Raw genomic sequence first — 25142 nt, 5'->3', positions numbered from 1 at the left:
GTCCGGGAGCCCCGCCGCTCCGCTCCCCGCCGGACCGCTCACCCATACGCCTGATGTTCGGACCGTTCCGGCCCGCCGGCCACCGGCGGCGCCCTAGCGTCCGCCCATGACCACCATCGAGGAGATCATCCGCCGCATCCGCGACGAGATGGACGTCGAGCTGCGCGAACGGGCCCGGCGGGCGCTGGCCGAGCGGCCGCGCGACTGGCTTGTGGACCAGCTGCTCGACCGGGTGCTGCCGCCCTCGGACCTGCCGCCGCCCCGGCCGCCCGCGGACGCGGCGGAGCGACGGGAGACGCGCGCCGAGCGGATCGAACGCATCGAGCGGATCGAACGCGTCGAGCGGATCCGGGCGTGGGGGCTGGACGCCCAGTCGCTCGCCGGATTCGTCGGCCGGTACCGCCGGTTGAGCCGTGAGCGGCTCGAGGCCGAGGGGCTGCTGGTCGACCCGCCGCCGAAGGGCTCCGAGCTGATCGGCCCCGCCCACCGCTCCGCCGGCGCCGAGGAACTGCTGCGCGAGGCCAAGGACCTGCTGTACGCCCTGCTCTTCGCCGACGAGGAGGCGGGCGTCCACCTCGACCGCGTCGAGCGCGCACTGCTCACCGTCACCGTGCCCCGCGCCAAGGCCCACACCATCGGCTTCCTGCCGCGGACGGCGGTCGCCCCCGAGGACGGCGAGCGCGCGCCGCACGCCCCGGACACCCTGCTCCAGGTGGAGTACGGGGAGATCCCCGAGGAGCTGGTCGGCAACGGCATCGCCGCCTGTCTGCGGCTGATCAACAACCTGGAGATCAACGAGCCGGTGCTGTACGCGCGGATGGAGCACGTGGGGAGCGGCGCGCTGGAGTGACACCACGCTGTGGGCCGCCCGGGGGTCTGTCGGGTGGTCTGTCCGGGGGCTCGGTGGTTCAGGCTGACGCCCGTTCCACCGCTCCCGTACCCGACTCGGGCCGGTTCCGGGTCCCGGGCCCGTACACCGCGCGCACGTTGTCCTTCGGCCGCGGCTTGTTCCTGCCGCAGGGCCCCGCCGCGAAGGCGCGCAGCAGGTTCTCCGTGGTGCGGGTGACGAAGGCCCCGGTGCGCGCGTCCATCCCGTGGTCGCGCCCGTTCTCACGGGTCCCCGCCATCAGGGCCTCCACCCAGCGCATCGTCCCCGAGGCGAAGACCCCCGCCCCGCTCGCCACGGTGTAGTACGCGGAGTCCGAGTGGCTGTGCCGCCCGCGGCAGACCAGGGGGGAGTGGGCGATGATCCGCAGCGGCGCCGGGGTCGGATCGCCCGGGGTGACCCGGTCGTACTCCACGCCCACCAGATGGTCGAAGGAGTCGCCGTCGTCCACCCCGGTCCCGGCGAACAGCCAGTGGCCGCTGTCCAGGACGACGTACGGGGCGTCGGTGGGATAGCCCTCGTACAGGACGCCGGTCAGCGAGGACTCGGGGTCGGGCGCGGGGGGCTGGCGGAAGTCGGTGGTCACCAGGTCGCGACGGTTGACCAGGTACGGGTCGTCCCGGTAGGCGGTCTTGTAGCAGACCACGGTGCGCGCGGGGGCGCCGCCGGGGCCTGGCTCCAGCCGGATCCGGCGGAAGCAGGTGTTGGCGCCGAGGAAGGCCAGGTTGGTGCCCTCGTCCCGGGCCCGGGTCACGTACTGCCGCTGCTGCGGGGTCCAGTACTCGTCGTGGCCGAGCGACACGACGGCCGAGGCGCCCTTCAGCACGCCCGGGTCCAGATGGACGTCCACGCCGGTGGTGTACGCGAGCGGAAGGCCCAGGCGTTCGGCGAGGACCACCGCGGCCCGCTCGTAGACCAGGAACTTCTCCGCCCCGCTGCCCGCGTACGGCCGGTCGAAGCTGACGGCCAGCGAGCGCGTCCCGTACGCACCGTCCTGCCCCTGGTAGAGGCTGTAGCCGCCCCAGGTGTTGTACGCCTGCCAGGTGGCCGGTGCGTGCATCAGCAGGGTCCGGCCCCGCGCCTGCCGTGAGCGCACGATCAGCGGCACGTAGCGCTGGTGGCCGTTCGAGGCGTCCAGCCGCAGCAGGTACGCGCCCGCCGGCCAGTTCCGGGTACGGACGCGGAGCGAACGGTCCCAGTCGGCCCGCACCGTACGGGTGGTGTCGAGGAACCGGGGCGCGCCCTGCTTCGTGCCGTCCACCCGGCCCGACCGCCACACCAGCCGCGCCTGCGCCCCGCCGTACCAGCCGATCCGGTAGGCCGATACGCGGAAGGCGGGGGCGGTGGTCGACACGTGGAGCCCGACCTCCTCGCCGGGCTCCACGCTCACCCGGTCGGCATAGCCCTCGATGGCGTCGGGCGGCCCCACCGAGCGGATGCGCCAGTCGGCATGGCCCGGCCGGGCCCGCTCCGCCTCCTCCGCGCGGCGCGCGGCGTCGGCGCGACGGGACGGGCGGGCGCGGTCGCCGTTGCGTTCGGCCGCGGAGTCGCAGCCCGTCGCGGCCACCCCGGCGGCCCCGGCACCGGCCGCGGCGGCGGCTCCGAGGAAGCCCCGGCGGCCCAGCCCGCCGGGTATGCGGCCCTGTTCTCCGTTCACCTGGCCATCGTGGGCCGGGTCGCGGACACGGGCGAGCCGGGGCGGTCCGACGGGGTGTCCGGCCGTGCGTCGGGCGCGTCCGAGGTGCGAGGCGGGGACGGGGGGCGCAGCCTGAACATATGACCGAAGCCCAGGCCCCGCGCATCCACCGGCCTCCGATCGTGGTGCTCGGCGTCCAGCCGAACGACCCCCCGTTCCGGCTGGTCGAGATCGCCGGTGAGCTGGCGGGCAAGGCGCACTCGGTCCTGGAGGTCATCGAGATCGCGCGTGCGGTCGGCCTGGACGACGTCGATCTGGACGACCCGGACGTGGTCCGGTGGGTGGGCGGCGACAAGTTCACCTGGACCCCCTTCTGGCCATCGCGTTCCGGGCACTCCCGGCACTTCCGGCACTCCCGGCACCCCCCGCCTCCGGCGCCCCCCGAGCGGCGCGGCTAGGCGGACGCGGGGTCTCCGGTCCGTGGGCCGGGTCCGCGGGTTCGATGGGACGAAGTGTCAACTCAAGGTTGACGCTGCTCTGGTGTCAACCTATGGTTGACGCATGACGAAACCAGTCGGACTCACCCATTCCGTGCGCCTCGACGATCTGATCGAGGCCATCAAGAAGGGCCATAGCGACGCCCTCGACCAGCTCTCCGACGCGGTGATCGCCGCCGAGCACCTCGGCGAGGTGGCCGACCACCTCATCGGCCACTTCGTGGACCAGGCCCGCCGCTCCGGCGCCTCCTGGACTGACATCGGCAAGAGCATGGGGGTGACGCGGCAGGCGGCCCAGAAGCGCTTCGTCCCCAAGGCGTCCGGCGAGGCGTCGGACCTCGACCCCGGTCAGGGCTTCAACCGCTACACCCCGCGGGCGCGGAACGCCGTGGTGGCGGCGACGAACGAGGCACGAGCCGCCGCCAACGCCGAAGTCCGCCCCGAGCACCTGGTCCTGGGCCTGCTCCAGGAGCCGGAGGGCCTCGCCGCGAAGGCGATCATCGCCCAGGGCGTCCCGCTGGACGCCGTCCGGCGGGCGGCCGCCGAGGCGCTCCCGCCCGCGGCCGAGGAGGTGCCCGAGCTGGTTCCGTACGACGCGGGCGCCCGCAAGGTGCTGGAGCTCACCTACCGCGAAGCCCTGCGGCTGGGCCACAACTACATCGGGACCGAGCACATCCTCCTCGCCCTGCTCGAACACGAGGACGGCTCGGGGCTGCTGACGGGCCTCGGCGTCGACAAGGCCGCCGCCGTGGACAACATCGGCCGGGTGCTGGCCCGGATCGCGGAGGCTGTCTCCGGCGAGACGGAGGCGTGACCGAACGGCCCGCGCGGACTCCATGGCAGGGTTCCTGGCCCCGCAAGGGGCGGGGCCCCTGCCTCACCGCCGGAAGCCGTCCGCCGGAAGCCGTCCGCCGGAAGCCGGAAGTTCCGGAAGCCGGAAGTTCCGGGGGCCGGAAGTACGAGCGCTGGAAGTTACGGCCACCGGAACTCAGTCGTCGGCCGGGGAGCCGTGGCGTCCGCCGAAGGCGGATGGCACCCACTCCAGCCGTGGCACCCACTCCAGCCGTGGCACCCGCTCCGGCTGCGGCGGCCGGAACAGCGGTGCTGTGCCGGTCAGGGTGAGGACGCGCCTGACGACGCGGCTCGGCGAGCGGACGATGATCGTCTTGCCGACCGCGAGCGCCTCCCGGCGGAGCCTCAGCAGCACGTTGAGTCCCGAGCAGTCCCAGAACCGCACCGCGCTCAGATCCGCGTCCACGCCCTCGCCGGAGGTGCGCAGGGCCTCCCGCAGGGCGGTGGCCAAGGCGGGAGCGGTCTCGTAGTCCACCTCGCCGAGGACCACGACGACCTTCCGGGGCCCCTCCGGGTAGCTGTCGGTGGTGAGTGGGGACGGCTGGCGCGGCGGCGTCGGATCGGCGGCCGCCCCGGGCGCCGCGACGTGCAGGGGTCGGTGCGGCGAGCGATGTCCCGGCTCAGGCGTGGTGGCCTTTCGTGCGTGCACCTGTCTGTCTCCCCTCACGGTCGCCGCGCCGGTGTGTCACACGACTTGATTTACACGAAACGTGGTTCATGTTTGCAGATGCGTCCTGGCTTCGGCAATATCATGAGCCCATGGGAGGAGTGCCTGAATCGCACACTGGATGGACGTTTCTGACCAACCACGCCCGCGTGCTGGCTGCCATCGCCGACGACCCGAACGTGCGCATCCGGGACATCGCCGCGCGCTGCCGGGTGACGGAGCGCGCTGTCCAGAAGATCATCGCCGATCTGGAGCGGGACGGATATATGTCCCACACCCGCGAGGGGCGCACGAACACGTACCGCATCGAGCCGGGGAAGGTCCTGCGCCACCCGGCCGAAGCCGGGCTCCCCGTGGCCTCGCTGCTCTCCCTGCTCATCGAGGACGAGGCCCGGCGCACCGAGTACGCCGACGAGTCCGTGGCCGGCGGGGGCCCGACGGCGCGGTGAGGCCGCCCCGGCTCGACTGCGCTGAAACGTCCCTTCATCGTCAAACGTCCCTTCGGCGTCAGGGGCGGCGGTGACGGCGCGCATCGGGCGTGCATCGGGCGTGCCTCGAAGAACTCGCCGCCGGGCCAGGCGCCGGTGCGTGAGTGCCGCGCTCCCCCGAAGAGGCAGGATCTGCTCGCCCCGGAGCGGTGGAAGCGGTCGCGGCGGGCGGCGCGGGTGCGTCCCGCGACCCGCGTGACCCGGAACGGCCATCGAGCCCACCGGAGCGCACCAGGCGGGCAGATCCCGGCGCCGCGCATCGGCGCGGTGCCGGACGCGCACCCTGCCGCCCCTCGTCAGGGACAGGCGTCAGCACCTCCAGTCCCTGCCGCGATCGACGACGCCGTAGTGGTCACGGCCTCTCAGCGGCCACGCAATCTTTGCCGAAGTTCTTGGGACGATTGCGTGGTCATGGGCTGTGAAGGATGTGCCTACATCAAGATTACGATCTACGGCTGGCCTTTTGGTTAGGCTGACCGCATGGCCTTAACACTCGCCCTGAACTATCCCGCCGCGATACCCGCGGGCTGTCCGGCCGACCGTGCGGCGGTGGACGGTGTTCCCTGTCTCCCGATCGCACACCCTAAGCGAGGAACGGCCAGAGGTAGACCACTCCCGCGATGCAACCCGTGGCCGACCCGAACATCCAGTACATGGAAAAGGTGTTGAGAGGAACCTTGTCCCAGGGCTTCGCCTCCTGTTCGGCGATGTCGGAGGCGACCCTTTTCGCGACCGGCATCAGCATGATGACGAACATCAGCAGGGCGCAGCTGTAGAAATACAGGGTGTGCGAGACGGAATAGCCTTTTATCGCGGCATTGGGCAACAGGAATATCCAGCCCGCCAGCGGGGCGATGAACATCCGCCGCTTGGCCTTCGGCGTCGGCATGCACCAGTACATCGCGGCCATGTAGACGACGGTGACGCCGGCCGCGATGACCCACCAGTCGTCTGTGGTCAGGTGGGCGATGTTGTTTTCCATGGCAGGGAGCCCCAGTTCCGCGGGATGCTTATGCCGTTGAGGCGTCAGCGAAGTGGTGAGAGGCATGAGCTTGGTGGCGCGTATCGCGAAGGGCCGACACCGCAGCCGCTATGTCGTAACCCGTCACCCCCACAACCGTCTGGGACCGTCATCACATCGGCGGGCCCGAATGCACTTGGCGAAGACTGCTCGAACGATCATACGACCTGGTCACCTGACGTGAGCCGATGTGAACCGCCTCTTCCGGCGGCAGAACGACGCACGCGTCGAGGGCCCGACGCGGCCTGGACTTCGGGCCGCCACCCCCCCCGCACCATCCGGCGAATGGATCGACTCCGCATGACTCAGACGATTCGGCGAGGCGGCCTGACCTCCCGCGTCAAGGCTCCCTCCGCCCCGAAGGCTTTCCCCGCTCTGCGGCCGGCTGACATGGCAAGGGACGGCCTGGAAGACGACGCGGTGATCCGCGAAGTGCGGTACGAGGGATTGCCCCTTGTCGCTCTCACGGCCGAGGCCGTCGAAATGGAGGGCTGCGCGTTCGACGGCTCCCGCTTCACCGGAACGCGCCTGCTGCGCAGTCAGTTCAGCGACTGCCGGTTCACCACCTGCGACTTCGCCCAAGTGGACGCACACGATGTCTCTCTGATCCGGTGCACGGTCAACGGAAGCCGCTTCACGGGCTCGTCGTGGCGGTCTGGCACGTTCCGCGATGTGCGTATGGAGAACTGCGTCATCGCCCCCGGCCTGTTTCGCCATATGAGGCTTCATGCCGTGGCGTTCACCGACTGCAAGATGGCGGGCGCGGACTTCCAAGGGGCCGAGCTGCACCATGTGACATTTGAGGGCTGCGACCTGACCGGAGCACAGTGGGCGAACTGCCAGGTCGGCACCGCGCGGTTCGAGAACTGCACACTCACTGACGTTGGCGGAGGCGCGAGCCTCAAGGGCGCCACGGTGCAAGGCCCGGGGCAGATCGAGCTGGCGCTGAGCCTTGCACGAGAAGCGGGAATCCACTTCGAGTAATTGGGGTGCTCTTATGGATGTCGAAGCGCCGACCGCCGACGCATAGCCCGCGCCATCCGGGCGGGAGACACACCGGATGACAGGCGCGGTACTCGTCCCGGCCACTGGCCTGCAAGCGGGGCGGGGCGAGCCGTGCTGGACGAGACCCCGGACCGGCCCGGCGGCGCAGGCCGGTCCGAAGTCCCTGCATCCCTGCCTTGTCGGTGGCCGTGCCTGGCTGGCTGTATCGACCGGCAGGGTATCGGGGAGGGCAGGCCGCCGGCGCGAAGCCGTGCCCGGGGCGGGGGACCCCGGACCACCGGCGGCCCACCCGGTCTATCGGGCTGGATCCCCCGCGACGCACAGGTAGATCGCGAGGGTCAGGCTCGGCCGGGCGGTGCGGGAGGCGGGCGGCGCGGCTCGCTCGGTGGGGGGTAGTCGGTGGTGCCTCATCCGGCGCCTTCCGCGTGTTCCTGCCGGATGGCCGCCGAGTAGGCGTCCAGGAGCCGCTGGCCGGTCTCGCACTCGCCGGTCCTGCACGCTTCGCACCCCGCGGCATGGCCGATGGCGGCGCGCCATGCGTTCTCTGTGGTGCAGTTGGGGTCGCAGGCCCACAGGGGGTAGGTCGTGAGGGTGGGTCCCTGGCCGATGGTGACCGTGCCGAGCGGGCGGTCCCCGGCGAGCAGCGTCCCGCACAGCGCGCAGCGCCAGCCGTGGAGTTGCTCGCGGGTGAGGGCGGCCGGGTCGATCCCGGCCGGGCCCGGCGCCGTGGTGGCTGGCTGGTGTCCCTTCATCGGCGTCCCTCGTGCTCGGCCGCGGGTGCGCTGGTGAGGGTCCGGGGGTGTTGGCTTGTGGGGTAGAGGGGCGCGTGGGTGGGGCAGGCGTAGGTGATCTTGCCCACGCCGTTGGCGCGGGTCTGTGCGTCGACCGGGATGGGTTCGTCGGTGGGTAGCTGGCAGTGGTAGCAGAGCTGGCGGCCTTCGGGCATGAGTCCGTACTCGGCGCGGTCGGCCTCGGCCAGGGCCTCCCGCAGGCGCCAGGGGTGGGTCAGGTAGTGGTCGGGGCCGAGGGGCACGCGCCAGTGGGCCTCGGGGCCCGTCGTCCAGGAGACGGGCGGTACGCCGAGGTAGGTCCGCTCGTCGGCGAGTTCGGCCAGGAGGCGAACGCCCCGGAGTTGCCAGTTCCGCTCGACGGACCCCACCTTGACGAGCCAGTACAGGGTGCCGCGCTTGTCCTGGATCACGGCGCCGGTCTCGTCGCCGAGCGTCTTCAGGGCACGTTCGCCGACCATGGGCGCTGCCCTGACGGCGTCCCACCATCTGCCGACGGGTAACGCCTCGACATCCACGGCGGGTGGCGGCTTCCAGGGCAGGGTACGGGTCGTCATGGCGGGCTCCGTGCTCATCGGGCAGCGGCTACCGAAACGGGGCGGCCGGTGGTCAGGAGAGCCAGAGAGCTCTGCAACGCTTCGGCCTCGGGACGGGCCAGCACGAGCTCCAGATCACCCTGATGCCGGTCAAGGCGGAAAAGCGACAGCGGCACTCGGACCTCTCCGGTGCCGCTGTCGCTTGTCACCGACGCCCCGCGGCGCGGCGAGGCGTGCCACTGCTTGATCTCGGCCATGGTGGCCCCCGTCGGTAGACGCTTTGTTAGGGAGCCGTCACCGTAGGGGTGGTCTACCTTGAGAAGGGGGACATTTTGTCCCCGGAATACACCCAGTCCCCCTACGCAGCCGCCGTAACGCCCACGGCCTCGGCGAGGTGGGCAGCTTCAGGGCGCAGGGCTCGTGGGGCCTTCCGCCACAAGTCGGCTGCCACACTCCGGGCGGCCGGTGTGTAGGCGACGGTTTCACGGCCGATCTCGTGAGCGAGTTTCATCACGTGGAGGGCCGCCGTACGATCACCGCGCTGGAGGTGTCCGCGGGCGACCTCGACCCATAGGCGGGCTTGACGCTCGCAGGAGGGCATCACGCTGGGGTCAATGTCGTCGGCCAGGCCGATGGCTTTCTGGGCCTTCTTCAGGTCTGTGGCAACGCTCACCTCATGGAAGTCGACATTGGCCCGGCCGAAGACCGTCGACGGATGGACGTAGCTCGCGGGCAGGGACTTGGCTACTTGGTTGCCCTTGTCCCAGTGCCGCCAGGCGTCGCCTTCGTTCCCCTCCCGGGCGTGCGTGACGGCCGCGTGCAGCTGGAGCGCTCCGTAGACGCCGCGCCAGTCGTCCGGGGCGTTGTCCAGGTGCGGACGGATCAGGTTAGCAGCCTCGGTCACGACTCGTAGGGCTTCATCGGCGTAGGAGGTTTCCCGCAGGATGTTGCCCATGTTCCAGGCGGCGGCCGCTATGGCGGCAGGCTGGTCAGCTTGTTCGGCGGCGGTCATGGCGCGGTCGGCGACAACCCACGCGAGCTCGGCGGGTGCGACGTAGGCGGTCGCCTGCCCGGTGAGCCGGTAGACGTCGGAGAGCGCGACCAAAGCGGTACGGCGGTCTTGTCCGTCCAGGGACCGGGCAGCGGCCTCGGCGTTCCGGATGAGCTCCGGCAGCAGCGCGCTGACTTCGGTCCGGTTGTTCTTCGAGGTATGCCACAGCTGCCAGGTCTGGTCCACACGACCTTGAAGGACGGCAGGCTCTACCGGATCGGTCGAGGCCGGAGCCAGGGAGCGGTGCATCACCGCTGCCCAGATGGCCGGCATGCCCGGATGGTTGAGCCGGCCGAGCGGTACCGGCTGCGCGACGTCGGACGGCCTACCGGTGATGACGGAAAGGTCGGAGAGCTGGAGCGCAGCGGCGAGGCGAAGGAGCAGTGAGTGTGAGCGCAGTTCGCGCTCGCCGCTCTCGATCTTCTTCAGCCAGTCGGTGCCGCGTCCACACAGGTTGGCCAGCACGGGCCGGGACATGCCGCGCGACTCCCGTAGGACTTTGATGCGTTCGCCAATGCTGAGGTCTTCGGGGATGTCCACGGTTGCCCCTTCGTGTGGCGTTGGCCGTCTTGGTCAGGTTACGGCGATCGTCCCTGTCCCGGCAGCCCCATACATGCACCCGGGCGGCTGAGCAGGTCTTCGACCGCCTGGGGTACGACCGGCGTCCGTCCTGTGCTCGTGATCCGCGTGCGCAGCCGCCGCCACGGTGCTCGCGGCGGCGCCGTGCCGGTCGGCACTCCGCGCCGAGCTGGTCCGCGCGGCGCGGAGAAGCAAGCGAAAGCGACCCTCCGGCCCGTAGGGCAGAGGGTCGCCGCGTTTCGGAGTCGTCGGCGGTCGGCAGCGAGCGCGGTTGGTGCCGTCGGGCTGTCCGGCGGCTCCGACTGAGGCTTGTGGTGCCCCGGTCCGTCGGCACACGGCACACCAGCGCATCCGGATCACCGGCAGGCGGCTGGGTCGAGGAGCCACCCGGGCAGGTTTGCTCGTCCCGGCCATGGGCCCAAGGTCCCGGTAGTCGCGCCAGGAGAAGCTCTTGCGGCCGTCGCAGTTGCCGTCATCCCGGCGCGGCCGGGCGAGGGGAGGCGGCCGACGTCGCGGCCGAGCTGGCCGCGCGCCTCGTGCGCCGGCTGCCTACCGAATGAGAACCCCCGCGCGGGCGGCGAGACCGCGAAGCTCCGGTGTCGTCCGCCCGGAGACCAGCAAACCGGAGATCAACGTCTTCACCGTCGGCCGGGCGCGGGTCTCCTCCGATGCCTCGTGTTCGGCGGCCAGCAGCGCCTCGATGCACTTGTCCCGCCGCCCCAACCGGGCGTAAGCGGTAGCGACATCAACGTGATAGCGGGCGCGGCGCTCGATGCTGGGCAGCGCGAGCGGCGCGAGCTTGTCGGCGGCGGCGATGGCGGCGGAGGGGTCGCCGACGCGGTCCTCGGCCGAGATCAGGTGGAGCTGGACGGTGGCGCTGCCGAAGCCGCCGTACGCGCGCAGCCGGGTTCCGCCGAGTTCCTCGGCGATGGCGGCGGCCTCCTTGGTGAGCTGGCGCATGCCTTCTTGGTCGCGCTGGTGGGCGACGGTGTACGCGGCGCACTGGATGAGCAGGCCCCGCTGGGCGAGGCCAACGCTCCCGGCCTCGCGGAGTGCGGGATCATCGGCGGCGGCCAGGGCGAGGGTGAGTGATTGATCATGCCATCCGGCCTGGCGAGCCAGTACGGCCTGCTGGCGGGCGGCCTCGGCGACATCGAGCGGGGCGCCGTTGGCCAGAGCGAGCTGGCGGGCACGGTCGGCGGCCATCCATCCGAGCTGCGGCTCGTCGACCTTGATGAGAGCCCGGGTGGCCAGGAGGTAGCAGCGCGCGAGGACGGCGTGGTACTCGGCGCCGGCCTGGTGCCCGGCCCGGATGAGGCGTGGGAGGCGGACGGCGAGGCTGCCGTAACTGGAGGCGTTGAAATGCGCGACAGCCCGAGCGAGTTCGCCGGGCAGATGGTCCGGGGAGAGGCCGGGCGGGCTGGTGCCGAGGCCGAGCATCGCGTCCCGCAGTCCGGCGACGAGGAGTTCCCCGGGCCGGGCCTGGGCGCTGCTGCTAGGGCTGGTGCTGGTGATGGGGGCGCCGGCGGCTGCCGCTGCTGTGATCGCCAGGTTCGCGAGCAGTTTCCGTCGCCTCACCGCGTCCTCACCGTCCTCGTGCCCGGGGATCTCCACCGTAGGCGCAGGGAGGCGCGGATAGTGGCCCGTTGCCGCACTGTGGCGAGGCGGCTCGGTGAGGCCGAGGTCCTGGGGCGGAATGCCGAGTGCGGTCGCGAACCGGCGGAGCACCATCACGTCGGTCAGAGGCGAGATGCCGCGCTCGTAGCGGGAGACCTGCGCGGTGGAGTAGCCGGTCAGTTGACCGAGCTGGCACAGCGTCATTCCTTTTGCCCGGCGAGTGCGTCGTACGAGATCGCCGGGGGTGTTCTCGGGGGCTGCCCGTACGCTGATCGGTTCCATCGCGCCGTCCCGGTGGTGAGGCTCGCCGAGCCCTCAGCGTAGGGACATCTCGGGCGTGATCGGGCGGTTTTGCGTGAGATGCAAAGCCGTTTACGTCCGGCGAAAACGGCATGGCCGCGTAGACCGTGGGTGCGGTGCTCTTGTATCGCAGCCACCGCCCGTCGAGGCCGGACGGCATACCCCAGATCCGCCCGATACGCAGCGTGTTTGTTCCAACACGCTCCATGCGCCATCGTGGCGGGTCCGGCCGCGCTGGGTGCGGCCGATCACGAGGAGGTCGAGATGAAGCGGCTCGTTGCCCGCCTGTGGCGGATCATCCGGGGCCCGATGCAGTGGCGGATCCTGTGGCTGGCCCACAGCAAGTTCATGGCGGGGATCACCGGGATCGTGAAGGACGACGCGGGCCGGGTGCTGCTGCTGCGCCACCGCATGTGGCCATCGGGCCGCCAGTGGGGCCTACCCACCGGCTATGCCCGAGCCGGCGAGGACTTCGGCCAGACCGTAGTCCGAGAGGTGCGCGAGGAGACTGGCCTGGAGGTCAAGTCGGGCCGCCTGGTGCAACTCACCAGTGGCTACAAGCTGCGTATCGAGGTCGCGTACGAGGCCCAGCTCGTCGGTGGCGAACTGAAGATCGATTCGTTCGAGATCTTGGAGGCCCGATGGTTCTCACCGGACGATCTGCCGGACGGGATCCAGGAGTCGCACCGGCTCCTGATTCAGGGGGACACCACCAGCTGACCAGGCGGCCGGTGGGCGTCAGCCCGCGGCTGCTGGCCCCGAACGAGTACCTGGCCGGCACGACCGGCGTCGGGCAGCTGCTGGAGCGACTGGCTCAGCTGCGCGCCACGACAGACGCCCTGACCGAGCAGCACCCGACGGTCACCTTACGGCCGCTCCCGCAGGCCCTGCGGCGATGGGAGGCGGCCGGGGTGGACATGTTCCGGTACGGGCTGGCGATCTTACGGCCTCGGTACGCCGCACTGGGCCTGTCGCGGACCCTGCCACTGGACCGGGTACTCCTCGGCGTCCAGTCCAGCATGGACGGCGCGTTCGGGGGCTTTCACCACCCCAACCAGGGATATCGCCATCTCCAGATGAGAGCGGTGATCACCACCCTCGGGCCCATGGCCACCGGCCAGCCCGAGCGCCCCGACCTGGCCGCGCTGGACCTGCTGCGGGCGTACGCCCACGACTGCCTGCACTACGGCTCGTACCGCAGCTACCGGCTGCGCGGCGACGAGGTTTTCCGCAGCCAGTACGGAGTGAATTTTCGCAGGCACGATGGCAGGACCTACTCGGCTCCCGACCTTGCAGGGTCCCCCACCACCAGAAATCTCGGCGTCGTCATGGAAGGGGCGTGTGACCGCGAGGCCCGGACCATCGCACGAGCCGCGGCCCAGCAGTGCGGCGTCGCCGAGCCGGCCGACGCCGTTCACCGGTACGCGTTCCGCGACAGCACCGGACGCCTGACCGAGGAGGACGTCGGCGACCTGGCCCGTGCCGAGGTGCGCGCCGCCGCTGCGCCGAGCGCGGCCGCAGCCGAGTTTCTGCGGTCCATGGGCGGCTTCGAGCGGGCCATTGACGCGCGGTACGAGAGGTTCCTCGCCGAGGTCGGCCGCGCCGAGGCGGAGGACCTGCACGCCACAGTCCTCACGTCGATGATCACGGGCGTGTTGACTCCGTTGTGCGAGTGGCTGCGCCAGAGGCGCGGGCCGAAAGCGTTCGAGGCGTTGTTTCTCACGCCCGCGTACTTCGACCCGGTCCGCCCTGCCTGACTCTGAAGGGTCCCGGGGCGCGCCCAGGACGGCGGGCGCACGCTGGACGCATGACCGAGCGCCCGCCCGTCGTCGAGCACCCGCCGTCCGCGTTCGGTGGTCGGCGGGACGATCCTAAGCGAGACTGCTCGCCTGAGGCGGGGGCCCCGGGCCGCCGGCGGCCCACCCGGTCTATCGGGCTGGATACCCCGCGACGCACAGGTAGATCGCGAGGGTCAGGCTCGGCCGGGCGGTGCGGGATGCGAGCAGCACCGCTCGCTCGGTGGGGGGTTGCCGGTGGTGTCTCATCCGGAGCCCTCGGCGTGTTCCTGCTGGATGGCTGTGGCGTAGGCGTTCAGGAGGCGTTGGCCGGTTGCGCACTCGCCGTTCTGCACGCTTCGCAGTCGGCGGCGTGGGTGATGGCGGCGCGTCATGCGTTGTCTGTGGTGAAGGTCGGGTCGCAGGCCCAGAGGGAGTAGGCGGTGAGGGTGGGGCCCTGGCTGACGGTGACCGTGCCGAGCGGGCGGTCCCCGGTGAGCGTGTGCCGCACAGGGCGCAGCGCCAGCCGAGAAGTTGCTCGCGGGTGAGGGCGGCCGGGTCGATCCCGGCCGGGCCCGGTGCCGTGGTGGCCAGTTCGCTCCTCTTCATCGGCGTCCCTCGTGCTCGGTCGCGGGTGCGCTGGTGAGGGTCCGGGGGTGCTGGTCTGTGGGGTAGAGGGGTGCGTGGGTGGGGCAGGCGTAGGTGATCTGGCCTACACCGTTGGTGCGGGCTTCCGCGTCGACGGGGATGGGTTCGTTGGTGGGCAGTTGGCAGTGGTAGCAGAGCTGGCGGCCTTCGGGCATGGGCCCGTATTCGGCGCGGTCAGCCTCGGCCAGGGCTTCCCGCAGGCGCCAGGGGTGGGTCAGGTAGCGGTTCGGGCCGAGGGGTACGCGCCAGTGGGACTTGGGGCCCGTCGTCCAGGAGACGGGCGGTACGCCGAGGTAGGTCCGCTCGTCGGCGAGTTCGGCCAGGACCCGGACCTGCCGCAGGTGCCAGCTCGTCGCGGACCCCACGGCGACGAGCCAGTACAGGATGCCGTACATGTCCTGGATCACGGCGCCGGTCTGGTCGCCGAGCGTCTTCAGGGCGCGTTCGCCGACAATGGGCGCTGCCCTGACGACGTCCCACCATCTGCCGACGGGTAACGCCTCGACGTCCGCGGCGGGTGGCGGCGTCCAGGGTAGGACAGCGACGGAATTTTCAGACCACGTTCGATCTGGGACAGATAGTCGGGCGAGATTCCGACGAGCCCGGCCACGACGTCCTGGCGGCGTTCACCGCGATAGTGCCTGATCCTGTCGCCGATGGGCACATCGGATGCGACCATGCCTACCTCCGTCGTATCCCCACTCAGCGTATGGTGCCCGTCACCACGGGGGCCGGTATCCAACGAACGGAAGGCGAGGCAGTGTCGCTGCTCGTGCTGTGGGACATCGACCACACACTCGTAGATACCCGAGGGGTCGGCCGCGAACTCTGGGCAGAGGCGTTCGAGGAGGTCACCGGCCAGCCCATGAGGGAGCAGGCTCGGATTGATGGTTCGACCGAGCCGGTCATCCTCCGCGAGACTCTGGAACTGCATGGGCTGGAGGACAGCCGAGACCTGTTCGAGCGATTCGCCCAGGCGCTCGGAGCCGCACATGTACGGCGCGCCGCCGAGCTGCGTGAGCGCGGGCACGCCCTCCCCGGGGCGCCGTCGGTGCTCTCCGGGCTGGCAGTTCGTGACGGCATCGTGCAAACGGTGGTGACGGGCAATATCCGCACGGCTGCGGAGGTCAAGCTGGCAGCCTTCGGCCTCGACCCGTACATGGATCTCACACTCGGGGCTTTCGGCGAGGACGCTGACGAGCGACCGGGGCTGGTGAGGATCGCTCTCGGCCGCGCGCAGATGCCTGCGGAGTCGGCCGTGCTCGTTGGGGATACGCCTTCCGACGTGCGAGGCGGGTTGGCGGCGGGCGTCCGCGTGGTAGCCGTCGCGACCGGGCGTACGCCCCCCGATGAGCTGCGAGCCGCAGGGGCCGCAGAGGTGGTCAACGACCTGGCCGACACCGAGCGGATGCTGAAGCTCCTGACCAGCTGAGTACGACGAAACGCCCCCTCCGGCCCGTAGGCCAGAGGGGCACGGATGTCAGAGTCGGCGGCGGTCCGGAGCGAGCGCGGCCGGGGTGCTCGGGCCGCGCGTCGGCTCCGGCTGAGGCTGCGGCGCGCCCTCCCGTCGGCACACCAACGCATCTGGATGATTGGCGGGTGGCCCGCAGGCTGTACCCGGACGGGCACGTCTGGCCGTCCCGGCCGCAGCCGCCGCATCTCGGATACGCCGAGGGCCTGACCCGCTTCCGCAGGTCAGGCCCTCGGTCGTGCAGGGTGAGTAACGGGACTCTAACCAGATCCTTGAACATATTGTGACCTGCGGTGATTCCCAAATTCGGGACATACGGGCGAGATTCGATGCCGCTCGATGACGCTGAATGACGACACAAGGTGCCGGATGGGGGGTCATGTTCCCGCGGGAACAGGCCCGCTGGCGAGGCCCCAGCCCGCAGGTGAGTAGCAATCGGCCTAGCCGCAATATGTGCGCCCCCCGGCCGGGAAGGCCGAGGGCTCGGAGCCCTCCCCCGACGCCTGGGGAGCAGTACGGGGGAGGGCCGTTCGGGTGACCCGCGCGGGCGGGTGTGAACGCTCTGGGCTGGGGCCGCCTGGGTGTCTACCGGTCGGTATTCGTTGCCGCAAATCTGAGGCCGACAAATGATCACGGCCCCAAGGGCGTTGTTCAGGTGCCGACCGATCCCCTCCCCGACTGGGTGCTCCAGCAGCGCCGCCGGGTAGGCGATCGCGTCCGCGACCTCCGCGAGCAGCGAGGGCTGTCGCAGGAGCGGCTGGCCGAGCTGACCGGCCTGAGTCGTCACACCGTGTACCGCATTGAGTTGGCGCAGTACGGCACGAGTATCGATCACCTTGCGTTGATCGCTCGCGCGCTCCGAGTCGAGATCGGTTCACTGTTCAGTTAGATGCCGTTAGTGTCTGCGGCTACCCACGCGTAGGTGTTACCGGCCGTACCGGAGAGGCAACCATCCGGAGCGGCGCGAGTCCCAGCCCGTCCGTGCCACGTGGCGACATACGGACGGGAGCCTCATGCTCTACCCGCGACGGTGCTCGTCGGCCAGATGCTCGGCCCCGGCCTCGGCGGCACTTCCCGCCATGTCCCGCAGCTCAGGGGCGATGCTGTCGTCCCTGCTCGCAGCGATCGCCGCACCGAGGTCGCCAATCTGGCCCAGGAGGTCGTCATCGTCTTCCGGAGTTTTCACTCTTCTCTCTTTCGCTCAGTGCAACGGGCACGGAATCGTCGGGCGGATGCGGTTCGAGCTGCACGCGACCACCTGGACCGAGGCGAAGCCGGTGCCACGCAGGTACCAGCCGCTGACGACATCGCCGCCCCAGCTGAGCCGGTCGTCCGCGGCCGCGAGCTGCTCGGCCTGCCGGGTGGTGTCCTTGTCGTGGTCGGCCAGGAATGACGGGCTCAGGTCGCTGATCTGGTCTCGGTACCAGGCGGAGGCTTTGTCGGGGGCCTCGAAGGTGGCTTTGATCATTCTGGCGGGGCGGAGCAGCCAATGCGGTACCTCCAGCGGGGGTACGTCGCTCGCCATGAAGGCCGGCGAGGCGGCCGCGATCTGCTTCCACTCCTGGGGCGGGATGTCCTGTACGACGAGGTGCGGTGGCCGCCGGGCGGACTCGTCGTCGTATGTGCGGCGGTCTCCGGTCCAGCGGTAGCAGTGCCAGTGAGCGGGCGGGGGCGGAGCGGTCATCCGGGGTACCTCCTGCGTGGTGGGAGCGGCCCGCCCCGGCCGGGGGCGAATCGTCCGAGGGGGCCGCCGCTTACCTATGGCGCCGAGCGCTGGCTACCTCGCGTACTGGCGGCCGTCGTCGGAGTCGCCGGGCGTCTGGCCGCCTGGGGTCGGGGCGTCCGTGTCCGGCATCGTGTCGCCGTCCTCCGGGTCCTGACGGACGACGACATGCTGTAATCGCATGGGGCCTCCTGAGTTCACTCGCGCAGGGGTGTCCTCGCGCGGTTGCGCGGTGCTCGTCCCGGTCACTGGCCTGCAAGCGGGAGATCGGGGCGAACCTTGCTGGACGGGACTCCGGCCCGGCGGTGCAGGCCGGCCCGGAGTCCCTTCGCCCCTGCCTTGTCGGTGACCGTGCCTGGCTGTACCGACCGGCAGGGGGTCTTGAAGGGTGAACCGCCGGCCGAAGTCCGTGCCCGGGGCGGGGGACCCCGGGCGGCTGGCGGCCCACCCGGTCTATCGGGCCGGGTCCCCGGCCACGCAGAGGTAGACCGCGAGCGCCAGCAGCAGCGGGACAGCGCTGAGGACCAGGCCCATCCGGGCGGCGCGGACGGCGAGCAGCACGGCCCGCACCGCGGGGGGCTGTCGGCGGTGCCTCATCCTGCACCTCCCTCGTGCTCCTGCCGAAAGGCCGTCGAGTAGGCGTCCAGGAGGCGCTGGCCGGTCGCGCACTCGCCCGTCCTGCACGCTTCGCAGCCCGCGGCATGGCCGATGGCCGCGCGCCACGCGTGCTCTGTGGCGCAGTTGGGGTCGCAGGCCCACAGGGGGTAGGTCGTGAGGGTGGGTCCCTGGCTGAGGGTGACGGTGCCGAGCGGGCGGTCCCCGGTGAGCAGCGTCCCGCACAGGGCGCAGCGCCAGCCGAGGAGTTGCTCCCGGGTGAGGGCGGCCGGGTCGATTCCGACCGGGCCCGGCGCCGTGATGACCAGCTCGCTCCTCTTCATCGGCGCCCCTCGTGCTCGGTCGCGGCCGCGCTGGTGAGGGCCCGGGGCTGCTGGCCTGTGGGGTAGAGCGGTGTGTGGGTGGGGCAGGCGTAGGTGGTCTTGCCGACGCCGTTGCCGCGGATCTCTACGTCGACCGGGATGGGTTCGTCGGTGGGCAGCTGGCAGCGGTAGCAGAGCTGGCGGCCCTCGGGCATGAGGCCGTATTCGGCGCGGTCGGCCTCGGTCAGGGCTTCCCGCAGGCGCCAGGGGTGGGTCAGGTAGCGGTCGGGGCCGAGGGGTACGCGCCAGTGGGCCTTGGGGCCCGTCGTCCAGGAGACGGGCGGTACGCCGAGGTAGGTCCGCTCGTCGGCGAGTTCTGTGAGGACGCGGACCCCTCGCAGATGCCAGCTCGTCGTGGACCCTACGGCGATGAGCCAGTACAGGGTGCCGCTGTTGTCCTGGATCACGGCGCCGGTCTCGTCGCCGAGCGTCTCAAGGGCCCGCTCGCCGACGGTTTTGGGGGCGCGTACGGCGTCCCAGTGATGGCCTACCTCAACCATCTCTACGTCGTTGCGACGCGGTGGCGTCCATAGCGAGTTCACGGAGGGCTCCCCTGGTTCACGATTGTGCTCGCCTGCGCACTCTCAGCGAGGGCTGTTACAGCGTTCCAATCGCGCGCAGACGGCTCTACCCCCAGACCGCCCTCGGCGTTTGATGCAAAGTTGACGGTTCTCCTCGGCCCTTCCTCGGGCTTACCTCGGAACTGCTATGTACCGCCTGTTTGGGGCATCTTGACGAGGACAGGGCTCTAGCGTCATGGCTGTGATGTGTCAGGCGGATGGAATGGGAGGCACCCGTGTTGTTCTTCCGGCACGCCCTCGACGCACGAGGGATACGAACCCCTGAGGACTTCCTGCCGCCGTACAGGAAGGCAGCCGAGCGGCTCGGCCTGGACAACGCTGACCCGGCTCCGAAAACCGTCGAGGGTTGGATCTACGAGGGGCGGAAACCACAGCGGGTCTTCCGGCCAGTCATTGTCGAGATGCTGGGTTACAGCATTGACGACTTGTGGACTGAGGTCCCCGAGGGCTCTACGCCGAACTTCGTCCCGCTGACCGACGCGTCACCGACTGCGCTCCACGCCGACGCGGGCGTGGAACTGAACGAGATGAAAAGGACGGGAGCGATGGCTGTTCGACGCGCAAAGGACTTCCTCTTGGGGGCGGACCGCGAGCGGGTGGGCGATGACACGCTCGGCCTGCTCGATGACGAGGTGCAGCGCCTCGTGGCCGTGTATCCGCGAGAGCCGCTGTCGGCGATCTGGCATGACCTGCTTGAGACCCACGACCAGGTCTTTTGCCTTCTGGAGGGCGGGCGCGTCCGACCCTCGCAGTTGCGTGACCTGTACGCCAAGGGCGCGATGCTGTCGTTCCTGGTGGCCAAGGGCTTCAACGACATGGAGGACCGCCATCAGGCCATGACCATGACCCGGGTCGCCGCAGCGTGCGCCCGCGACGCCGAGCACCCCGGGCTCATCGCACTCACCGACGGCCTCAAGAGTCTGATCGCCTACTGGGCGGACAAGCCGGAGGACGCCTATCACTACGCCAGCCAGGGCGCTGCGATCGCTGCGAACCTCCGCGGGACCGTCGGCCTATGGTTGCTCGGCCTCAAGGCCCGCGCTGCTGCGGTACTCGGCGACGAGGAGACCGTACGCACTGCCAACCAGCAGGCATCTGATCGCCGGGAGCACGTCGTTCCCGACGACCTCGACCAGCTCGGCGGACTGTTCACCTATGCCCCGGAAAAGCAGCTCTACTACTCTGTGGAGGCGGAGGCGCTCCTCGGTCATGGTGGTGCTCAGCTCGCCGCGCAGGCGGAACAGGCCGTGATGGGTTTCAGCGACCCCACCTCCCCGCACTGGGCGTTCGGGGACCTCGCGGGCTCGCAGTGTGATCTGGCGCTGATCCGTCTCCACAGCGAAGACGTGGAGGGCACGGCAGACGCCATCCGCCCAGTGCTCGACCTGCCTTCTACCCACCGGAACAACGGCATCGTCGTGTCCGCAATGCGGGTCCGCGGCGCCCTGATGACGAGCCCCGCCCGCTCGGCTGTCGCTGTGAAGGAACTGCGCGCAGAGATCGAGGCGTTCCCGACCAGTCGGCGCGCGCTGCCCCGCGGGTAGAGTCCTGGGCATGCACCCGGTCAAGCGCTCCAGCGCACGCCTCGAGCTGCGTGAACTCACCATGGAGGACGTCGACGCAGTGCTCGCCATCTACGGCAGCCCAGAGGCGACCGAGCACCTGTCGTTCGAGCCGCGCACTCGCGAGCAAGTCGGCCACATCGTGGCCCGGTCCATCGCCTCGGCCACTGCGGAACCGCGCAGCGAGTACGCACTGGCCCTCGTCGAGCGAGGCACGAACAGACTGATCGGGTTCGGCCGACTCGCCATGGATCCTCACCAGCAGCGCGCGGCCACGTTCGGGTTCGCGCTGCGCCCGGATGCGTGGGGTGTCGGCTATGGCATTGAGGCTGTACGCCTCCTGCTGGGCCTCGGGTTCGACGAACTCGGCCTGCACCGTATCTGGGGGGCGCGCTCCCCGCTCAACGAGGCATCGGCGAGGACGATGAGGGCGGCGGGCATGGTCGAGGAGGGGACCATCCGCGGCCACATTGAGAAGGCCGGCCGATGGCGGGACTCGGTCGTGCACTCGATGCTTGAGGACGAGTGGAGGCGCCTCGGGTGATGGCTGGGCATGACGAATGCCCCCTCGCCCGGCCCGGAGGCCAGACGAGGGGGTGTCACATGTTTCAGAGTCGGCAGCGGTCGGGAGCGAGCGCGGCCGGGACAGTCGGGCTGTTCGTCGGCTCCGGCTGAGGCTGCGGCGCACCGTCCCGCCTGCACACCAGCGCATCCGGATCATCGGCCGGTGGCTGGAGGCTGTACCCGGATGGGCACGTCTGGCCATCCCGTCCATCGGCCCCGTCCCGGCCGTCGGCTCCGTCCGCGCCTGGCGGCCCCGCAGGCCCCTGCGGACCAGCCGGACCAGGCTCACCCTGCGGCCCCTGCTGACCCGACACGCCGGCACTCCCCGGCTGACCCGCCGCGCCACACGGTAGCGAGCGGCCTCCACGTTGGGGCCGCTTTGCTGTTACGGCGCCACGATGTTCACCAGGTCGAGCAACGAGTCAATCCGCCAGTCCGCAGCAGCGGCCTCCGGGGCATCAGCCCACAGGTGCCCCCACGGGCCGCGGCGCAAGTGCGCCGTCAGCAGCCCGGCCGCTTGTGCCGGGCCCACATCGTTCGCCGGGTGGTCCCCGACGTACAGCACCTCTTCAGGCGCGGCCTCGGCCAGCTTCACCACTTGGACGAAGAAGGCAGGGTCCGGCTTAGCCACCCCCCACTCTCCCGATGTCGCGATCGCGTCGACCGGCAGGCACAGCGCCCGAAGCAACTCGCCCGCGCGTGCGATCTGATTGCCCGCGATGACAACCCGTGCCCCTGCTTCGCGGAGGGCTGCGCAGGCTGGGCGTACATCGGGGTAGAGGTCGGATTCGTCGAACTGCTCGCCGCACCCTGCGGCCTTCATAGCGGCGCGCTCGGCCTCGATATCGATGCCGGGGCGAATGAGCCGTACAGCGTCCGCGTTGTCGCGTCCCTGCGCGACGACCGCCCCCACCAGCGCGGACAGAGTGTGGCGTGGGACGCCAAGCCAATCAGCCCACGCCGCCCATACTCGGTCGTCCCGGATCAAGGTCTCGCCCACGTCGAAGACCACTGTACGAATCATGCGGGCAGCGTAGAACATGCGAAGGCGCCCCCTCCCGGCCGCAGCCGAGAGGGGGCGAAGATCAAAGACGGCGCCGGTCCGGTGCAAGGGCGGCCGGCGTCGTCGGGCCCGGGGTCGGCGCTGTCCCGGTCGCCGAACTTCTCGGTCTGCCATTCGCCGTCTTGGCGCCACTTCACCTGGAAGGTGGTGGCGCCGTCCCTCTTGGGGCGTTCCACGATGCTCGCCATGAACGGTGTTCCCAAAGTTTCAGATATGCCGAGGGCCTGACCCGCTTCCGCAGGTCAGGCCCTCGATCGTGCAGGGTGAGTAACGGGACTCGAACCCGCGACATCCTGGACCACAACCAGGTGCTCTACCAGCTGAGCTATACCCACCATGACCGGCGCTTTCCGCACCGGCCGAGAAAAAGTGTACAGGGTCGAGAGGGGTGCTCGCTCCCGGCTTTCGGGGAGTCGGGAGCGAGCACGGGGTCAGGCGTGCCGGGCGGGCAGGACGTGCTTGGCCGCGAGGGCCTTCGCCGTGTCCGAGTCCGGGCCGGGCTGGGGGACGAAGATCGCCTCCCGGTAGTAGCGCAGCTCGGCGATGGACTCGTGGATGTCCGCGAGCGCGCGGTGGTTGCCGTTCTTCTTGGGACTGTTGAAGTAGGCCCGCGGGTACCAGCGGCGGGCCAGCTCCTTGATCGAGGAGACGTCGACGATCCGGTAGTGGAGGTAGCTCTCGAGTGTCGGCATGTCCCGCAGGAGGAAGCCGCGGTCGGTGGAGACCGAGTTTCCGCACAGCGGGGCCTTGCCGGCTTCGTGGACGTGCTCGCGGACGTAGGCCAGCACCTGCTCCTGGGCGTCCTCGAGCGTGGTCCCGCTCTCGAGCTCGGCGAGCAGGCCGGAGGTGGTGTGCATCGTGCGCACCACCTCATCCATGGTGACCAGCGCTTCCGCGGGAGGCCGGACAACGATGTCCACTCCATCGCCCAGGATGTTCAGCTCGGAGTCCGTGACCAGCGCGGCCACCTCGATAAGCGCGTCGTTCGCCAGCGAGAGCCCGGTCATCTCGCAGTCGATCCACACCATGCGATCGTTCATATGTCTCACCCTACGGGGCGTTCCCGCTGGCCGGGCAGGGACGGACGGCCCGGGGCGCGGCCCGCGGCCTGTTCGGGCAGGCGTGGGGCGTAGGCGTCCGACTCCGGTTTGCCAGGTTCCGGATGCGGAGCGTGACCGTGGTGCGGAGGATGACCCGGGTGGCCGCTGTGGCCGCCGGGCACGCCCGGCCGCCGCAGCGGCAGGGAGTGGTCGCCCGAGCGCTGTTCGATCACCTCGGCGCGGTCGGACCGGTCGGCCCGCTCCAGCCGCTCCAGGCGGTCGGCGCGGTCCGGGCGGTCCGTGCGCTCCGCCGGTCCGCCCTGGGGCCTGCGGGCGCGGTACGCGGCCCGGTAGGCGGCCGGGGAGGACCCCAGCTGCCGCCGGAAGTGTCCGCGCAGCGCGACCGGCGAGCGGAAGCCGCAGCGCCCGGCGACCTCGTCCACGGAGTAGTCGGAGGTCTCCAGGAGCCGCTGCGCCTGCAGCACCCGCTGGGTGATCAGCCACTGGAGTGGAGCGCTCCCAGTGAGCGAGCGGAACCTGCGGTCGAAGGTCCTGCGGCTCATATAGGCGCGGGCGGCCAGGGCCTCGACGTCGAACTGCTCGTGCAGGTGCTCGAGCGCCCACGCCACCACCTCGGCGAGCGGATCCGCCCCGATCTCCTCTGGTAACGACCTGTCCAGGTAGCGCTCCTGTCCTCCGCTGCGGCGCGGCGGGACGACCAGGCGCCGGGCGAGGGCGCCGGCGGCGTCCGCGCCGTGGTCGGTGCGCACGATGTGCAGGCACAGGTCGATCCCGGCGGCGGTGCCCGCCGAGGTCAGTACGTCGCCGTCGTCGACGAAGAGCTCGCGCGGGTCCACATGGACCGACGGATAGCGCTTGGCGAGCGTCGGCGCGTACATCCAATGGGTGGTCGCCGGGCGGCCGTCCAGCAGCCCGGCGGCGGCCAGTACGAAGGCCCCGGTGCACAGGCCCACGATCCGCGCGCCCTCCTCGTGCGCGCGGCGCAGCGCGTCGAGCGCGGCGGCCGGTGGCGGCTGGGTTATCGACCGCCAGGCCGGTACGACGACGGTGCCGGCCCGGGAGAGTGCCTCCAGGCCGTATGGTGCGGTCAGTTCCAGTCCGCCAGTCGTTCGCAGTGGCACATCTTCGCCCGCGCACACCAGCAGTCGGTACCGAGGGACTCCGGCGTCCTGCCGGTCGATACCGAAGACGGAGAGCGGGATGGAGCTTTCGAAGATGGGGCCGCCGCTGAACAGCAGCACCGCGACGATTTCTCGTCGCCGGCGTCCGGAGAGCTTGCGCGAGGTCTCCGGTACGGTCGTGGAGTCCTGGCTCATGGCACTAAGCCCCCCTCGGTGGTCGCGTCCTCTCGGTCCTGCACGTTTCCCCTCGGTCCTGAACGGTTCCCCCGCCGGTCATGGCCAAGATCGAATCTACTGTGTCGCGTGTGGTCGCCGTGACCAGTTCACCACCCGCCACTATGTCGACATGACAACTTGGCGCGAAGCATTCGATCACGAAGCGTTGCACTCGTAGCCCTCGCTGTGAAGTACGCCTTGTGCCGACACCCACTTCCCGTAGGGGGTACGTGCGCCTCGGACCCCTTTCCACGCTGGCCGGACGGGGGTTGAGCACGGTGTTTGCCAAGGGAAGAAGTGCGGCGCGAAGTTGGCTGAAAACAAGCGGGCGCAGACGTGCGGATATGTCATGCGACCGGCGTACGACCCGCTCGTACTTCCTCAGGGCTCCAGTAGCGTTCCATCAGCGCAGAGTGTACGGAGCATTACCGACCGCGTCCTCACCGGCTCCCCCTGT

At 70.4% G+C, this 25142-nt stretch carries 31 protein-coding genes and 1 tRNA gene; 11 read left to right on the top strand and 21 right to left on the bottom strand.

The features are described 5' to 3' along the window. Nucleotides 1–106: 106 nt before the first annotated feature. Nucleotides 107–850 (top strand): hypothetical protein, encoded by a 744-nt coding sequence (locus AXW62_RS20240; protein WP_060945770.1) that lies wholly within the window; start codon nt 107–109, stop codon nt 848–850. 58 nt (nt 851–908) lie between these two features. Here AXW62_RS20240 and AXW62_RS20235 read toward each other — a convergent pair whose 3' ends face one another. Beyond that, nucleotides 909–2543, bottom strand: a complete 1635-nt coding sequence (locus AXW62_RS20235) for a N,N-dimethylformamidase beta subunit family domain-containing protein (protein WP_244503116.1) — start codon at nt 2541–2543, stop codon at nt 909–911. Between the two features lie 119 nt (nt 2544–2662). Between AXW62_RS20235 and AXW62_RS20230 the strand changes: the two genes are divergently transcribed. Further along, the gene (locus AXW62_RS20230; protein ID WP_060945769.1) at nt 2663–2980 is read left to right on the top strand and encodes a hypothetical protein; all 318 of its coding nucleotides are present in this window, start codon (nt 2663–2665) and stop codon (nt 2978–2980) included. Nucleotides 2981–3083: 103 nt separating this feature from the next. Next, the gene (locus tag AXW62_RS20225; RefSeq protein WP_060945768.1) at nt 3084–3833 is read left to right on the top strand and encodes a Clp protease N-terminal domain-containing protein; all 750 of its coding nucleotides are present in this window, start codon (nt 3084–3086) and stop codon (nt 3831–3833) included. Nucleotides 3834–4007: 174 nt separating this feature from the next. On the opposite strand, the gene AXW62_RS20220 is transcribed toward AXW62_RS20225, so the two are convergent. Continuing rightward, on the bottom strand, nt 4008–4520 hold the full coding sequence (locus AXW62_RS20220) for an STAS domain-containing protein (protein ID WP_060945767.1): 513 nt from the start codon (nt 4518–4520) through the stop codon (nt 4008–4010). 110 nt (nt 4521–4630) lie between these two features. Between AXW62_RS20220 and AXW62_RS20215 the strand changes: the two genes are divergently transcribed. Then, nucleotides 4631–4987 carry a helix-turn-helix transcriptional regulator gene (locus AXW62_RS20215; RefSeq protein WP_060945766.1) on the top strand — a complete coding sequence of 119 codons (357 nt, stop codon included), beginning with the start codon at nt 4631–4633 and terminating at the stop codon, nt 4985–4987. Between the two features lie 622 nt (nt 4988–5609). Here AXW62_RS20215 and AXW62_RS20210 read toward each other — a convergent pair. Continuing rightward, nucleotides 5610–6008, bottom strand: coding sequence for a hypothetical protein (locus AXW62_RS20210; protein WP_252368662.1), 399 nt, complete (start codon nt 6006–6008; stop codon nt 5610–5612). 339 nt (nt 6009–6347) lie between these two features. On the opposite strand from AXW62_RS20210, the gene AXW62_RS20205 reads away from it, so the two are divergent. Continuing rightward, nucleotides 6348–7031, top strand: coding sequence for a pentapeptide repeat-containing protein (locus AXW62_RS20205; protein ID WP_060945765.1), 684 nt, complete (start codon nt 6348–6350; stop codon nt 7029–7031). A gap of 428 nt (nt 7032–7459) precedes the next feature. On the opposite strand, the gene AXW62_RS20200 is transcribed toward AXW62_RS20205, so the two are convergent. From AXW62_RS20200 to AXW62_RS20180, 5 genes are all read right to left on the bottom strand, one after another. After that, complete coding sequence (locus tag AXW62_RS20200) at nt 7460–7804, bottom strand: hypothetical protein (protein ID WP_060945764.1); 345 nt, start codon at nt 7802–7804, stop codon at nt 7460–7462. Next, nucleotides 7801–8397 (bottom strand): hypothetical protein, encoded by a 597-nt coding sequence (locus AXW62_RS39910; protein ID WP_063817622.1) that lies wholly within the window; start codon nt 8395–8397, stop codon nt 7801–7803. The genes AXW62_RS20200 and AXW62_RS39910 overlap by 4 nt, the downstream gene beginning before the upstream one ends. A gap of 14 nt (nt 8398–8411) precedes the next feature. After that, a complete protein-coding gene (locus AXW62_RS20190) occupies nt 8412–8633 on the bottom strand; it encodes a hypothetical protein (protein ID WP_060945763.1) in 222 nt (73 codons plus the stop codon). 101 nt (nt 8634–8734) lie between these two features. Then, nucleotides 8735–9967 (bottom strand): helix-turn-helix domain-containing protein, encoded by a 1233-nt coding sequence (locus AXW62_RS20185; protein ID WP_060945762.1) that lies wholly within the window; start codon nt 9965–9967, stop codon nt 8735–8737. Between the two features lie 588 nt (nt 9968–10555). Next, nucleotides 10556–11905, bottom strand: a complete 1350-nt coding sequence (locus AXW62_RS20180) for a helix-turn-helix domain-containing protein (RefSeq protein ID WP_079115706.1) — start codon at nt 11903–11905, stop codon at nt 10556–10558. A 282-nt stretch (nt 11906–12187) separates the two neighbouring features. On the opposite strand from AXW62_RS20180, the gene AXW62_RS20175 reads away from it, so the two are divergent. Next, nucleotides 12188–12643 (top strand): NUDIX domain-containing protein, encoded by a 456-nt coding sequence (locus AXW62_RS20175; protein WP_060945774.1) that lies wholly within the window; start codon nt 12188–12190, stop codon nt 12641–12643. 11 nt (nt 12644–12654) lie between these two features. Further along, complete coding sequence (locus AXW62_RS20170) at nt 12655–13680, top strand: hypothetical protein (protein ID WP_244503119.1); 1026 nt, start codon at nt 12655–12657, stop codon at nt 13678–13680. Between the two features lie 623 nt (nt 13681–14303). On the opposite strand, the gene AXW62_RS20165 is transcribed toward AXW62_RS20170, so the two are convergent. Further along, a complete protein-coding gene (locus tag AXW62_RS20165) occupies nt 14304–14753 on the bottom strand; it encodes a hypothetical protein (protein ID WP_244503120.1) in 450 nt (149 codons plus the stop codon). 26 nt (nt 14754–14779) lie between these two features. Next, a complete protein-coding gene (locus AXW62_RS45930; RefSeq protein WP_079105803.1) occupies nt 14780–15025 on the bottom strand; it encodes a helix-turn-helix domain-containing protein in 246 nt (81 codons plus the stop codon). Between the two features lie 81 nt (nt 15026–15106). Here AXW62_RS45930 and AXW62_RS20160 point away from each other — a divergent pair, with 81 nt between their 5' ends. Together AXW62_RS20160 and AXW62_RS20155 are read left to right on the top strand one after the other, a co-directional pair. Next, the gene (locus tag AXW62_RS20160) at nt 15107–15778 is read left to right on the top strand and encodes an HAD family hydrolase (protein ID WP_244503121.1); all 672 of its coding nucleotides are present in this window, start codon (nt 15107–15109) and stop codon (nt 15776–15778) included. A gap of 592 nt (nt 15779–16370) precedes the next feature. Further along, nucleotides 16371–16706 (top strand): helix-turn-helix transcriptional regulator, encoded by a 336-nt coding sequence (locus tag AXW62_RS20155; protein ID WP_252368661.1) that lies wholly within the window; start codon nt 16371–16373, stop codon nt 16704–16706. Between the two features lie 129 nt (nt 16707–16835). On the opposite strand, the gene AXW62_RS44035 is transcribed toward AXW62_RS20155, so the two are convergent. The 6 genes from AXW62_RS44035 to AXW62_RS20140 all read right to left on the bottom strand — a co-directional run bounded on the left by AXW62_RS44035 (nt 16836) and on the right by AXW62_RS20140 (nt 19017). Next, nucleotides 16836–17003, bottom strand: coding sequence for a hypothetical protein (locus AXW62_RS44035; RefSeq protein ID WP_159060925.1), 168 nt, complete (start codon nt 17001–17003; stop codon nt 16836–16838). A 15-nt stretch (nt 17004–17018) separates the two neighbouring features. Next, on the bottom strand, nt 17019–17501 hold the full coding sequence (locus AXW62_RS20150) for a hypothetical protein (protein ID WP_060945759.1): 483 nt from the start codon (nt 17499–17501) through the stop codon (nt 17019–17021). A 93-nt stretch (nt 17502–17594) separates the two neighbouring features. Further along, nucleotides 17595–17723: a hypothetical protein gene (locus tag AXW62_RS46700; protein WP_280142958.1), complete on the bottom strand. Its 129-nt coding sequence runs from the start codon at nt 17721–17723 to the stop codon at nt 17595–17597. 270 nt (nt 17724–17993) lie between these two features. Further along, nucleotides 17994–18137 carry a hypothetical protein gene (locus tag AXW62_RS44525; protein WP_169808155.1) on the bottom strand — a complete coding sequence of 48 codons (144 nt, stop codon included), beginning with the start codon at nt 18135–18137 and terminating at the stop codon, nt 17994–17996. Beyond that, a complete protein-coding gene (locus tag AXW62_RS20145; RefSeq protein WP_063817621.1) occupies nt 18134–18478 on the bottom strand; it encodes a hypothetical protein in 345 nt (114 codons plus the stop codon). Before AXW62_RS20145 ends, AXW62_RS44525 begins: the two co-directional genes overlap by 4 nt. Further along, nucleotides 18475–19017, bottom strand: coding sequence for a hypothetical protein (locus AXW62_RS20140; protein WP_060945758.1), 543 nt, complete (start codon nt 19015–19017; stop codon nt 18475–18477). The genes AXW62_RS20145 and AXW62_RS20140 overlap by 4 nt, the downstream gene beginning before the upstream one ends. Before the next feature lie 278 nt (nt 19018–19295). Between AXW62_RS20140 and AXW62_RS20135 the strand changes: the two genes are divergently transcribed. Both AXW62_RS20135 and AXW62_RS20130 read left to right on the top strand, forming a co-directional pair. Further along, nucleotides 19296–20642 (top strand): hypothetical protein, encoded by a 1347-nt coding sequence (locus tag AXW62_RS20135; RefSeq protein WP_252368660.1) that lies wholly within the window; start codon nt 19296–19298, stop codon nt 20640–20642. 10 nt (nt 20643–20652) lie between these two features. After that, nucleotides 20653–21204, top strand: coding sequence for a GNAT family N-acetyltransferase (locus AXW62_RS20130; protein ID WP_060945757.1), 552 nt, complete (start codon nt 20653–20655; stop codon nt 21202–21204). Between the two features lie 405 nt (nt 21205–21609). Here the strand turns inward: AXW62_RS20130 and AXW62_RS20125 are convergent, their stop codons facing one another. The 5 genes from AXW62_RS20125 to AXW62_RS20110 all read right to left on the bottom strand — a co-directional run bounded on the left by AXW62_RS20125 (nt 21610) and on the right by AXW62_RS20110 (nt 24664). After that, nucleotides 21610–22248 carry an HAD family hydrolase gene (locus AXW62_RS20125; RefSeq protein ID WP_060945771.1) on the bottom strand — a complete coding sequence of 213 codons (639 nt, stop codon included), beginning with the start codon at nt 22246–22248 and terminating at the stop codon, nt 21610–21612. Continuing rightward, the gene (locus tag AXW62_RS41195; RefSeq protein ID WP_079115704.1) at nt 22245–22475 is read right to left on the bottom strand and encodes a hypothetical protein; all 231 of its coding nucleotides are present in this window, start codon (nt 22473–22475) and stop codon (nt 22245–22247) included. The genes AXW62_RS20125 and AXW62_RS41195 overlap by 4 nt, the downstream gene beginning before the upstream one ends. Nucleotides 22476–22549: 74 nt before the next feature. Further along, nucleotides 22550–22622: transfer RNA gene (locus AXW62_RS20120), tRNA-His, on the bottom strand. A gap of 96 nt (nt 22623–22718) precedes the next feature. Further along, nucleotides 22719–23327, bottom strand: coding sequence for an oligoribonuclease (gene orn, locus AXW62_RS20115; protein WP_060945756.1), 609 nt, complete (start codon nt 23325–23327; stop codon nt 22719–22721). A 5-nt stretch (nt 23328–23332) separates the two neighbouring features. After that, nucleotides 23333–24664 carry a helix-turn-helix domain-containing protein gene (locus AXW62_RS20110; protein ID WP_060945755.1) on the bottom strand — a complete coding sequence of 444 codons (1332 nt, stop codon included), beginning with the start codon at nt 24662–24664 and terminating at the stop codon, nt 23333–23335. Nucleotides 24665–25142: the final 478 nt, after the last annotated feature.

This window comes from Streptomyces hygroscopicus subsp. hygroscopicus (assembly GCF_001553455.1).
GTDB classification, from domain to species: domain Bacteria; phylum Actinomycetota; class Actinomycetes; order Streptomycetales; family Streptomycetaceae; genus Streptomyces; species Streptomyces hygroscopicus.
The sequence above is the reverse complement of the archived record's forward strand: the minus strand, read 5'-3'. Positions and strand labels throughout refer to the sequence as shown.